The 11,751-nt window shown below is 38.9% G+C and carries 12 protein-coding genes, 2 tRNA genes and 1 riboswitch (1 of these 15 running past the window's edge); of the genes, 8 read left to right on the top strand and 6 right to left on the bottom strand.

Annotated elements, in window-relative coordinates; genetic code table 11:
• The 3 genes from ACI3ES_RS00165 to ACI3ES_RS00175 all read left to right on the top strand — a co-directional run.
• Positions 1-65, top strand: a tRNA-Gly gene (locus ACI3ES_RS00165); it begins 6 nt to the left of the window's first position.
• A 26-nt stretch (positions 66-91) separates the two neighbouring features.
• A tRNA-Ile gene (locus ACI3ES_RS00170) sits at positions 92-165 on the top strand.
• A gap of 385 nt (positions 166-550) precedes the next feature.
• On the top strand, positions 551-1,756 hold the full coding sequence (locus tag ACI3ES_RS00175) for an MFS transporter (protein WP_114667292.1): 1,206 nt from the start codon (positions 551-553) through the stop codon (positions 1,754-1,756).
• 43 nt (positions 1,757-1,799) lie between these two features.
• Here the strand turns inward: ACI3ES_RS00175 and ACI3ES_RS00180 are convergent, their stop codons facing one another.
• Together ACI3ES_RS00180 and ACI3ES_RS00185 are read right to left on the bottom strand one after the other, a co-directional pair.
• Positions 1,800-2,576, bottom strand: a complete 777-nt coding sequence (locus tag ACI3ES_RS00180; RefSeq protein WP_004910305.1) for a TIGR01457 family HAD-type hydrolase — start codon at positions 2,574-2,576, stop codon at positions 1,800-1,802.
• Positions 2,577-2,826: 250 nt separating this feature from the next.
• Positions 2,827-3,150 (bottom strand): hypothetical protein, encoded by a 324-nt coding sequence (locus ACI3ES_RS00185; RefSeq protein WP_181809853.1) that lies wholly within the window; start codon positions 3,148-3,150, stop codon positions 2,827-2,829.
• A 90-nt stretch (positions 3,151-3,240) separates the two neighbouring features.
• On the opposite strand from ACI3ES_RS00185, the gene ACI3ES_RS00190 reads away from it, so the two are divergent.
• Positions 3,241-4,032 (top strand): DUF6681 family protein, encoded by a 792-nt coding sequence (locus tag ACI3ES_RS00190; RefSeq protein WP_114667294.1) that lies wholly within the window; start codon positions 3,241-3,243, stop codon positions 4,030-4,032.
• Positions 4,033-4,046: 14 nt separating this feature from the next.
• Here ACI3ES_RS00190 and ACI3ES_RS00195 read toward each other — a convergent pair whose 3' ends face one another.
• Entirely contained in the window at positions 4,047-4,490 is a 444-nt protein-coding gene (locus ACI3ES_RS00195; RefSeq protein WP_114667295.1) for a GNAT family N-acetyltransferase, read from the bottom strand.
• 49 nt (positions 4,491-4,539) lie between these two features.
• On the opposite strand from ACI3ES_RS00195, the gene ACI3ES_RS00200 reads away from it, so the two are divergent.
• From ACI3ES_RS00200 to ACI3ES_RS00210, 3 genes are all read left to right on the top strand, one after another.
• The gene (locus tag ACI3ES_RS00200; protein WP_114667296.1) at positions 4,540-6,735 is read left to right on the top strand and encodes an LTA synthase family protein; all 2,196 of its coding nucleotides are present in this window, start codon (positions 4,540-4,542) and stop codon (positions 6,733-6,735) included.
• 19 nt (positions 6,736-6,754) lie between these two features.
• Positions 6,755-7,816 carry a glycosyltransferase gene (locus ACI3ES_RS00205; RefSeq protein WP_114667329.1) on the top strand — a complete coding sequence of 354 codons (1,062 nt, stop codon included), beginning with the start codon at positions 6,755-6,757 and terminating at the stop codon, positions 7,814-7,816.
• 86 nt (positions 7,817-7,902) lie between these two features.
• Positions 7,903-8,373, top strand: a complete 471-nt coding sequence (locus ACI3ES_RS00210; protein WP_004910320.1) for a MerR family transcriptional regulator — start codon at positions 7,903-7,905, stop codon at positions 8,371-8,373.
• Between the two features lie 36 nt (positions 8,374-8,409).
• Here the strand turns inward: ACI3ES_RS00210 and thiT are convergent, their stop codons facing one another.
• Positions 8,410-8,964, bottom strand: coding sequence for an energy-coupled thiamine transporter ThiT (thiT, locus tag ACI3ES_RS00215; RefSeq protein WP_114667297.1), 555 nt, complete (start codon positions 8,962-8,964; stop codon positions 8,410-8,412).
• A 68-nt stretch (positions 8,965-9,032) separates the two neighbouring features.
• Positions 9,033-9,121: riboswitch (TPP riboswitch) on the bottom strand.
• A gap of 66 nt (positions 9,122-9,187) precedes the next feature.
• Between thiT and ACI3ES_RS00220 the strand changes: the two genes are divergently transcribed.
• On the top strand, positions 9,188-10,081 hold the full coding sequence (locus tag ACI3ES_RS00220) for an RluA family pseudouridine synthase (protein WP_114667298.1): 894 nt from the start codon (positions 9,188-9,190) through the stop codon (positions 10,079-10,081).
• Between the two features lie 40 nt (positions 10,082-10,121).
• On the opposite strand, the gene ACI3ES_RS00225 is transcribed toward ACI3ES_RS00220, so the two are convergent.
• The gene (locus ACI3ES_RS00225) at positions 10,122-10,841 is read right to left on the bottom strand and encodes an MIP/aquaporin family protein (protein ID WP_114667299.1); all 720 of its coding nucleotides are present in this window, start codon (positions 10,839-10,841) and stop codon (positions 10,122-10,124) included.
• A gap of 102 nt (positions 10,842-10,943) precedes the next feature.
• Positions 10,944-11,672: an MIP/aquaporin family protein gene (locus tag ACI3ES_RS00230; protein ID WP_114667300.1), complete on the bottom strand. Its 729-nt coding sequence runs from the start codon at positions 11,670-11,672 to the stop codon at positions 10,944-10,946.
• Between the last annotated feature and the right edge of the window lie 79 nt (positions 11,673-11,751).

An 11,751-nucleotide genomic window follows, 5' to 3' on the forward strand; every position in this document is an offset into this window, starting at 1 on the left:
GTAGTTCAATGGTAGAATTCCAGCCTTCCAAGCTGGCTATGCGGGTTCGATTCCCGTCATTCGCTTGATGTTAGAAGCGGCATCAAAATATGGGCCATTAGCTCAGTTGGTTAGAGCGCTGTGTTGATAACGCAGAGGTCCCAGGTTCGAGTCCTGGATGGCCCATGATTCAGGGGGAAGCAAGTGTTATGGTAACATAACGTTTGTTTCCTCTTTTTGTTTTCAGTAAAATTGTTTCATTTATTTTCAGAAAATGTGTTATAAAATATTATTTTCACAAGCAAATTTTAAAATTTCTTATTATTAAAGACTATATTGTCAACTTATTTGACAATATAATAAGAAAATAAAAAAAACTTTGCATACTTTGTGAAATCGTGGTAATCTTAAATCAACGGCTCAACGCTTACATTGTTTTCATGCAAACGCGCGCGGTGTTAAAATGATGAGGTTTCGCGCGACATGTATGATACAATATCCGGTCCGATTTTTGTGCCCACCTAGCGACATTTTTTGTTGTTAGTAGTTAAGGTATAATGAGATTGGAAAAATGGAAGAAAAATTATTTAACAAAGGCTTTTTAACGATTACGATCATCAACTTTATTGTTTACTTGGTGTATTATCTCATGATGGTAATCATTGCTGTAGTTGCGCATGATCAACTACATGCGTCATTTGGGCAGGCTGGTCTTGCATCAGGAATTTATATTATTGGTACGTTGATTGCGCGTTTAGTCATGGGTAAGGAACTTGAATTGATTGGACGCAAGCGAGTTGCGCGATGGGGCGCAATTCTTTACTTAATAACGACAATAGCCTATTTAGCTGTTCCTACGATTGCTGTTCTCGATGGTGTTCGTTTGCTTAATGGTTTTGCATACGGTATGACTTCAACTGCTCTTAACGCAATTGTCACTGAATTTATACCAGAGAAGCGTAAAGGCGAAGGAATCAATTACTATGGTTTGAGTACAAGTTTGGCAGCGGCTATTGGACCATTCATCGGTTTGTTGTTATTGAATGCAACAAGCTTTCAGTTTATCGTTATTCTGTCAGCCATATTAATTGGCATATCAATGGTTGCTTTGTTCGCGGTTAAAATTAATAATGTTACTTTGTCCGCAGCACATCTGGCTGAATTAAAGTCATGGAAAGTTTCTAGTTTTATTGAATTTAAAGTGTTACTGATTGCCGGCATCGGATTTCTAATGGGCCTTTCTTATTCATCAGTTTTGGCATTCTTGGCTTCTTACGCAGAGACATTGCATTTAGTTGCTATTAGTTCATTTTTCTTTGTGGTATATGCTGGTATTGTAACCTTGACACGTCCTATGTCTGGTAGAATCTTTGATCGCTTTGGTGAAAATTACGTGATGTATCCTAGCTATTTGTTCTTGGCATTTGGATTAGTAATTTTAGCGTTTGCGCATAATGGTTTTGTATTGTTACTATCTGGTGCGTTTATTGGCTTGGGATATGGTACATTTATGTCAAATGGACAGGCTGTCACACTTAAACTTGTCACTAGCCACCGAATTGGTATTGCTCTTTCGACTTATTTCATTGGTTTGGATTTGGGATTAGGCGTTGGCCCATACGTGTTAGGCGCGTTGCACAATTCGCTTTCATTCCGCGAGTTGTATTTGGTATCAGCAGTTATTCCGATTGTTTCGGCAATTCTTTACTTGCTATTCTACCGCCCAAATAAAGCAAAAAAAGTAACTCAAAAAGTAACTAAACGTGAATTAGCTTAAAAAAAAACGCATCATATTTTGATGCGTTTTTTACTATCTTCAATTAGACAAGCCAATCATCTAAACTTTCGATTTCGTGGGTTGGTTTGATTGCTACTTGGTCAATTTGATCGTGAGTTGATAAACCTGAATAAACTAATAGTGTATCAATGCCGGCATTGATACCAGCTAAAATATCGGTATTATAGTTGTCACCAACCATAATAACGTCTTCTTTGGCAATTTTTAGTTTTTGCAAAGCGCCAGTCATAATTGGTGTCTGAGGCTTCGCAATAACAGTTGGGGTGATCTGAGTAGCTGTTTCAATGGCGGCGACAATGGCACCTGCTCCAGGAATCATACCGCGTTCATTAGGTAAATTAGTATCACGATTGGTGGCAATAAATTTAGCACCATGCTGGATCGCTAAAGTTGCATACATCAATTTATCATATGTAAATGCACGATCTAATGCTGCCACAACAAAATCAGCATGTTCGTCTTGTACCAAATCAAATCCGGCGTCTAAAAGTGCTTCTTCAAGTCCAGTCTCGCCAACAACCAAAACCCGTGTTTGCTGCGGGGTTGCCAATTGTTTCAAGTAATCGGCCGTTGCCATGGCGCTGGTGTAAATTTGATCAATGGTGGTGTCAATTTGATGATTAATCGTTAAGTTAGCAGCAACGTCAGCCGGACTTTTGGTTGAATTATTCGTAACAAATAAATAAGGAATATTGGCTGCTTTTAAACGATCAATAAATCGTTTGCCTGATGCAAATTTTTTAGATCCTTGGTAGATAGTGCCATCAAGATCGATAAAATAGGCTTTGTATTTTGACATGTTTAATCTCCATTTAACATTGAATGACTATATTATACACATCAACAGTAGTTGATATCAAACAACGAATCAACGGACTTCTCTCCAAATCTCAATCTCCCTAAAATAAAATCTCCTAAATATCGTCCGCCCGCAAGAGATTGCGGGTTTTCGTTTTAGTTATGGATTTATTTTATGTTTATTTGATGGAAAGCGGGTAAAATATAATTATACTGTTAATTTTCAATGCTTATAGTAGACACTAATCATATCAGCACAGAGGGGGGCTTATGGCAAAAAAATATAGAACACCACCTTTTTTGACACCATCAGCAATTGTGTCATTAATTGTTGCAATTAGTGCGGCAAATTTGGCTGTTAACGTTGCAACAGGTACAACAGAAGGTGGACGGACATCATCACGGTCAGTTAGTACCAATTCGTCCTCGACAACTACAAGTAAAAATACATCGACAACAAGTAGCGATAAGTCATCTAGTGATGACTCATCATCTGAGAGTAGTGACACCTCATCATCAGTTACGCCATCTTCGTCTTCAACTTCAAGCGCAACTTCATCGGAAACTTCTAGCACAACAATCTCTTCATCGTCGTCAAGTTCGTCGTCGAGTCAAAGTTCGAGTTCTAATGCAACTTCTACAAGTACTTCGGAGGACAGCCAATAATGTTTACATTGCTTGACTTAGTCAATCATTATCTTGGCTATTTTACTACCAATTCTAAAGTAAAAGGCCGTATTTATACAGCAGTAGGTGCCGTTGGCGTATGGTATCTACTCTACCTAGCATATCGGTTTTTTGTGAACGGTCGTATTCTAAGAGGTAGTTTATTAGTAGCTATTTTCCTAGTCTTATTGTATTTTGTTATTTTAAATGTGTTGTATTTTTTTACCAAAAAAACAACGAAATGGGATATTTCGCCTAAAATAGAACAAATTGTGGGACAACCGCATGAAGAAAGTGCACAAGCAGCAACGAGTGTGATTATTCCAGCAAATGGACTGTACGAGCGACAAGATGTTATGAACGGCGTAATTGATAGTAATTTACAGCAAAGAACCAACATTGAAGCGATTGCTCGTGAAATGACCGATTTGAATTTAATCGCACAAGACTATGGTCACTTAGGTGAACAGGCCCAACGACAAATTATTGCACAAAAAGGTGTGATTAATGCCAATCATCCAGGGACAATATTACCTTATTTTGATATGCAAGAAGCTGATGGCACATTGACAATATTTGGTGGTATCAATCAGTTGCAGGCTCGCGAACTTGGGAATGTATCTCGCGTGGGTCTGACACCAACGGATCAAGCATTGTCACATTATCGTTTGGCCGTTGCTTCCGTAGTTCTGACTGGTGGGCCAAGTCATGTTGCTACGAGAAGTGAACTCATCGATGATCAACAACCTTATCAAATTAGAGTTGAAATTGCTTACATGAGGCGTTCTTAGCACAAAAAAAGCGCCTATGACAGCGCTTTTTTCATGTGAATATGTTGAATACCAGCCTCGATGAACTCTTCGTCAAAAGCTGAAAATCCTAAGCGATCGTAGAAACCGCGTGCCTGAACTTGTGCGCCTAATACTAATGTTTTTATACCGTATTCAGGGGCAAGTTGTTCAATATAGGCAAATAATTTGCTACCGAGACCCTTGCCACGCGCAGGATAGAGTGTGGCTACACGTTGAACATGCCAAGTTGTTGCGGACTCTGGTAAAACACGAGCAGTTGCTGCTAGTTTGCCATCAACATATGCTACGATATGAATCGCTTCTTCTTCGGCTGACGTATCATCCATCTCGTCAGAAATAGCAACGCCTTGTTCGATAACAAAAACGGTTTTTCTAATTATGAGGGCGTCAGCTTGAATTGGACCGAGCCCTTTTTGATGTTTAATTTCTATTGTCATGATACAAGTATAGCAATATTTAGAGCGAGTGACCATATAAATTGGTATAATGAAACTTATGAAAAATTTTTTTAAAAAATTTTGGCACCAGACGCTGGCGCCAAAAAATTGGCTAGCACAATTGAATACACGACTTGGATTTTTCACATGGTTGGTCGTCTTATTCACATTGAAAGCTATTTTGGCGTACGGTGCTGATTTTGATTGGCTACACGTTTCTGATCCATTGCAAGTCGTTCTCATGTTATTGAATCCAATCGGGTTTACCATGATTTTGTTTAGTTTGGCCTTATTTATCAAGCCCAAACAGATTTACTATGGGGCATTATTACTAATTGATACAGCGATGACAACGTTGTTGTATTTAAACGTCATTTATTTTCGAGAATTTTCAGATTTCATGTCCATTAATACCATGTTGGGGTACAATACCGTTAACCAAGGTGGTAAAGCAGCCGGGGCCATTTCTTTCGGGATACATGATTTTTTATTTTGGATTGATTTAGTGATTTTAATTGGCCTGATGGTCTTCCGGAAAATTAAGTTTGACCAGCGGCCATTAAAACGTTTGCAACCATTTAAACTTTTTACCATTGGTGTTTTTGTATTGGTGGCAAATATGTTTTTGGCAGATGTCGATCGGCCACAGTTATTAACACGTCAATTTGATCGTGAATATATGGTGAAATATTTGGGTATTGGGCCATTCACGATTTATGATGCGATTAACACATACCAGACTAGTCAGGTTCGTAAAAGTGCAACGCCATCTGAATTGACAGCTGTTCAAAAATATATTAAGAAGAATTACGCGGCGATTAATCCAGAATTTTATGGCAAAGCTAAAGGCAAGAATGTCATTGTGATTCATTTGGAAAGTTTCCAACAAATGTCACTTGATTTGAAAATTAATGGTCAAGAAGTAACACCTTTTTTGAACAGCTTATATCATAGTAAGTCGAGTGTTTCATTTGATAATTTCTTTAATGAAGTTGGACAAGGTAAGACATCAGATGCAGAAAATATGCTAGAGACCTCTACTTTTGGATTACCACAAGGCTCTCTGTTTTCTAAATTAGGAGATGATCAGACTTTTCAGGCAATGCCTGCTATTTTGAATCAGCGTGCTGGTTATTCAAGCGCAGTATTTCATGGTAACATTGGTAGCTTTTGGAATCGTAGCACAGTTTATAAACATATGGGATACCAAAATTGGATTTCCGGTGATTATTTTGATTTAACTGGTAAAAAAGCGACATCGTGGGGACTGAAGGATAAACTATTATTCCAGAACTCTGTTCCTTATCTAGAACGTTTGCAGCAGCCGTTTTATGCTAAATATTTGACAGTGACGAACCACACACCTTATACGCTAGATGCACAGGACCAAGATCCTAATTTCCAGACGTCGAATACAGGTTCAACATTAGTGGACAACTATTTCATCACCAATCACTACCTTGATCAATCCGTGAAAGAATTCTTTAACTATCTCAAAAAATCAGGGTTGTACGATAATACTGCTGTTGTCTTGTATGGTGATCACTACGGTATTTCTAATACTGACGCGCCTTATTTGGCATCGGTGCTTGGCAAAAATGAGAGTAACTGGAACGATTTAGACAATGCTAATTTGCAACGGGTGCCATTGATTGTTCATATACCGGGCATGACAAATGGCTATATTGATCATACTTATGGTGGTGAAATTGATGTTGCGCCTACATTAGAGCATTTGCTTGGCATCAGTACAAAGCGGTATATTCAGTTTGGACAAGACTTGTTAAGCAAGCAGCACGTACAAATAGTTGCATTCCGTAATAAAGACTGGATAACACCAGAATATGCTAGTTTGTCTGGGCGAATTTGGAATACAAAAACGAATCAATTAATTGAATATCCTGACAAAAAATTGCAGACAAAACTTAATAAGATTCAAAGTTATGTGAATAAAAAATTGAATATGTCAGATAATTTGAATCAAAAGAATTTATTGCGTTTCTACACACCAAAAGATTTTAAGGCTGTTGACCCGTCGAAATATGATTACAGTAAAGACAGTACAGTCAAACGGTTGAAAAAGATTAACCAAAAATTAGGGACAAAATCCACAAGTTTGTTGTCTAAAAATGGTAACCGCTCGACTCTGAGTGATTACATCACTGATGCACCAGAGTCACGTGATAAAGCGACAGATACAACAAGATTGTTGCCACGAAATGCAGATGATTGGAGTGGAAATTAATGAAACTGGGAGCAAAAATATGACTAAGATTCTTATTGCCCTTGAAAACATTGGTCTTGGGGGCATGAAGCGTGCCACGACTGTTGTTGGTAATGCGTTGGCGCAACAGCACAACGTAGTATATTATAGTTTTTCTGATTTACCACCTTTTTATACACTATCAGCGGATTTATTGGTTGCAAAGAGGCCCTTAACACTAGCCAACGATGCAAAGCCTTATGTCAAATATGCTGAACAAATTCAAGATTTTATTAACATTGCACGGGAATTCGATGTGGTAATTTTAGCAGGTGGTTTGTTGTCTAGTTTTGCTGCTGTGATGAAGCCACAATTACCTGACACACAGTTAATTGGTTGGATGCATAATAATGTGACGACTTACAAAAGTCAGTACTATGCTGATATGCAGACTGAATTTGAGGCAGGTTTGCGGGCACTTGATACTGTCGTTGTACTGACAGACTATGATTTGGCGGGCTTTAAGCCCTATAATCAATACGCTGTCAAAATATGGAATCCGTTGACCATAACACCAAATGGACGCGCTGATTTGACACAACATATCATTGCCTTTACAGCTCGGATTGCGATTCAGCATAAAGGCATTGATTTCGCTGTGCAACTAGCATCTAAACTACCTAATGATTGGCGTTTGGCAATTGCTGGTAGTGGGCTACCAGAAGATATGGTAACGTTTCAAGAATTGATTGAAAAATATGCGGCTCAAGATAAAATTATTTATCGTGGTGGACTAAAAGACGAAGCTTTGCGACAACATTACCGTGATGCTAGTATTTTCTTACAGACTTCTCGTTGGGAAGGATTGCCGTTGGTTTTGGCTGAAGCTATGAGCTTTGGTTTACCGATTGTCGCAATGAAAAATACGGGTTCTGCAGAAGTGCTAGATGGCGGTCAATACGGCATTTTAGTTGAGAATGGTGATGTCGATGGTTTGTTAGCAGCTATTCAGCCACTATTAAACACTCAAAAAGAGCGCCAACATTATGCTGATATCTCACTACGACGAGTTGAAGATTTTGAGATAGGCCCAATTTTAGAACAGTGGCAGGCTTTGTTTTAATTAATTAATGTGCTATATTTAAATAGATATTAGGCGTGTTTTTAGCAACTTAGTTGACAAAGAACACTATTTTTAGAGGCACAAATATGAATTTTGACAAAGAAAATTTTAAAAAACCGTCTCTTGATCATCTACAATTTCGCATTGGTGAACTAGCACGTATGACGAATATATCGACACGGCAACTTCGCTATTGGGAAAAGCAAGGATATGTTCAAGCGATAGATCGAGAAGATGAACAAGAATCTCGATTATATGGGTTTCGTGCGTTTGTTAAAGTTGCGATTATCAAACAAAACTTAGATGATGGTGATAGTTTACATGAAGCCGTTGATAAGGCTAATGAACAGCTTGAAAGTGCTATGATTATCCATCATATTATGAAGAAAGCCTTCCAAGGTATTGAAGAATATGAAGGACGTGTTGTGGTCAACTTGGGCTATTTTGATGACGCTGAAACGCAATTGCTGTATGTTTATCTTGAGTCTGGAAAAGTAAAGTATCGGGTTGTTGATAAACGTGAGTTTCCAATTACGAAAAAAAGCCAGTTACTATAACAGGTTCCATTTAGAATTGTTATAATAATTGGCTTTTTATTTGAACATTTTTGGTTGAACGCGAAGTAAAACAATCAGTACAATGACAGTCAAAAGGATTTGTGGGACAACGTAAGCTGCGTTGTAAATCAGTGAATAGAGCCAAGGATTTTGCCCTTTAGGAGCAAAAGCGCCGTAAAAGAAACCACCAGCCAAAAAGGAACCAAAAAAGCGACCAAAACCACCAAGTACGGCGCCAAGTGATACTAGTACCATTGCTTGTTTTGTTGTATTTCGACGGAGTGCATATTTTAATTGGCTCGTGAACAATCCGCCGAGACCAACCAACGTATAGGCAAAGAAGTAGTCGAAAAATACTTGTAGTGGATTTAAATAATATGGATTTAAAATAAAAGTCACCACACCAACAATTAATCCAGTCACCATACCGGCTTTTACACCATGTCGGTAGGCAACAAATAATATTGGGACCAATGACAAGGTCACGGCGCCACCTTGTGGCATTTTAAAAAGGGTCAGCCAATCGAAAACAACAGCCAAGGCGGCAAATATAGCCACTTCAGCGATGACGCGGGAACGAGAATTTTGCATAGATTTCATATCTCCAAAAAATAAAAGCGCAACCGTCAAGAGAGTTCACAGGTTGCGCCATTAATGAGCTAAACAATGTTATATCTCCCTTCGCATGCATTATCATGAGCAGGTTCGGTGGGTATATCTCAGCCATAGGGCACCCCAGATAATCTAAGTATAACGAAAATGACAATAAAGTCAAATTAAGGGAGCTAACCCTAAAGGTGTGGGCATTTATCATATGACAACATGGCAATATCAATTTAAAATAGCACCGCACAATGCCGGTCAATCAGTTAAAGCATTGTGGATAAAATGGCTTATTCCAAAGCGTATTCGTGGGGCTCTCAGGATTAAGCGACATTTTACCGTGAATGGTAAAGTGGTCCCGACTAGTTATTTTTTGGCAACAAATGATGTATTAGTGATGACCTTTGATCAGGATGATTTTAGGACGAGTAACTCTAATTATGGACCGAATCATAGTCAGAAAGTAGTAACTTTATTTGAAAACGATTATCTTGTGGTTGTCGATAAACCAGCGGGTATGAAAATGCATCCGCATTCACCAACAGAAGATGATACTTTGCTGAATTACGTTGCCGGTGATTTTCAAAGGCGCCATTTGGAAGTGGCCCCTTATATGGTACATCGAATTGATCGGGCCACATCGGGGGCCGTTATTATTGCAAAAACGCCTTTGGTAGTCCCAATACTTGACCAATTACTATCTGCTAAGGCAATTACACGGACTTATTTGGCATGGGTGAGTGGCGTGATGCCGACAAAACAGGGAATAATTGAAACACCAATTGGCATTGATGCACAAGACGACAGGAAACGTGCTGTCAATGGAACCAACGCACAATTTGCTGTGACACATTGGACTAATATACATACGGTTTATCAAAATTCTTTATTACGAATTCGTTTAGATACTGGCCGAATGCACCAAATTAGGGTTCATTTAGCTAGTATAGGCCATCCAATAGTTGGGGATGACCTATATGGTGGGTGTCATATGCCAAGATTGATGCTGCATTCAGCTACCATTGAACTCCCTTTGCCCTTTGATGGTGGCATTAAAACGATTACAGGTCCATTGCCTGATGATTTTCCACGACAATTGCGTTAATAAAAAAAGAAGCTCGCGACGAGCTTCTTTTTTATTAAGATTAGGCTTCTTTTGTAACGCCCTTGTTGAAGAAGTTAGCGGCAAATGCTGCCAAAGCACCACCTAGTAGATCAGCCACTAGGTAAACCCAAACGTGACCAAGTGCTTTACCTTGAACAAAGATTGCAGGACCTAAGGCACGAGCAGGGTTGAAAGCGCCACCGGTAATAGGTAACGCAACAATGATTAGGACTGCTAACCACAAACCGATAATCAATGGGGCAGGGACATTAGCCAATTTAGTGACAATTGAAATGACCAAAACAAACAAGAAAGTCAAAATCAATTCAAAGGCAAAAGCGTACCAGCCTTGCCCGTCAGCAAAGTTAGTTTGACCAAGACCAGCCAAAGTAACGAATTGTTTGACTGTCATTGATTGACCTGACAAAGCGGTTGTAACGGATGTTGACTTTAGATAAGCTGTAACGCCAAGATAGACAGCACCAGAAGCGACAATAGCACCAATCAATTGTGCTAATACATAGCCGACAAATTCGACCCATGACAAACGCTTTTGAATAGCCATTGAAAGTGATACGGCTGGGTTAAAGTGCCCACCAGAAATTTGACCAAAAGCATAAATGGCAACGGCCAATGCCAAACCAAATGAAAAACCAATTGTGATAGGTGATTGTGTCGTAATAGCTGAATAAACAACACTACCAGTTCCAAAGAACACTAACATAAATGTTCCTAGAAATTCTGCGATATACTTACGCATGAAAAATTCTCCTTGTGTGTAATATTACCAATAAATCCCATTATACACGTTTATTTCTAGAAACAAAAAAAGATTGACAATGTTAGTCAATCTTTATAAACTTTAGGCTTTTACGGCTTTTTCTTTACTGGTTTTATTGAAGTAATTAGCGGCAAATGCTGCCAATGCACCAGCGATTAGCTGTGCTGGAATATAGACTAGCAGATGTTTCAGTGCCTTACCACCGACAAAAATTGCTGGTGACAATGAACGTGCTGGGTTGAATGATCCGCCTGTAATTGGCAAGGCCACAATGATCAAAACGGCTAAGAAAAGGCCAATGACCAAGGGAGCAGGGACATTAGTCAACTTTGTGACAATTGAAATCACAAGTACGAACAAGAATGTCAAGACAAATTCAAACGCAAAAGCGTTCAGACGTTCACCAGTGGCATAGTTTGCTTGACCCAAACCAACATAGGAAACAAATTGGCTGACGGTCATTGTTTGTCCAGATAATGCTGTGGAAACAGTTGAAGACTTCAAGTAAGCGGCAACACCACCGTAAACTGCTGCTGAAGCGACAATTGCACCAAGGAATTGTGCTACAATATAACCACCAAAATCAACCCACGTGAGTCTTTTTTGGATGGCCATTGACAACGAAACAGCTGGATTAAAGTGGCCGCCAGAAATTGGGCCAAATGTGTAAATGGCAATTGCTAAAGCAAGACCAAAGGCTAGTGCTACCGTTAATGGTGATTGTGTAGAAGCAGCAGAGTAAACAATACTTCCTGTTCCAATCCCAACCAACATAAAGGTGCCTAGAAATTCCGCGATATACTTACGCATGTAAGATTCTCCTTATCGGTATAAAAATTATCAACACTTACCATTTTACACGTTTATATTAATTGGTTATTAAAGAAAT

It is taken from the genome of Leuconostoc falkenbergense (assembly GCF_045801155.1).
GTDB classification, from domain to species: domain Bacteria; phylum Bacillota; class Bacilli; order Lactobacillales; family Lactobacillaceae; genus Leuconostoc; species Leuconostoc falkenbergense.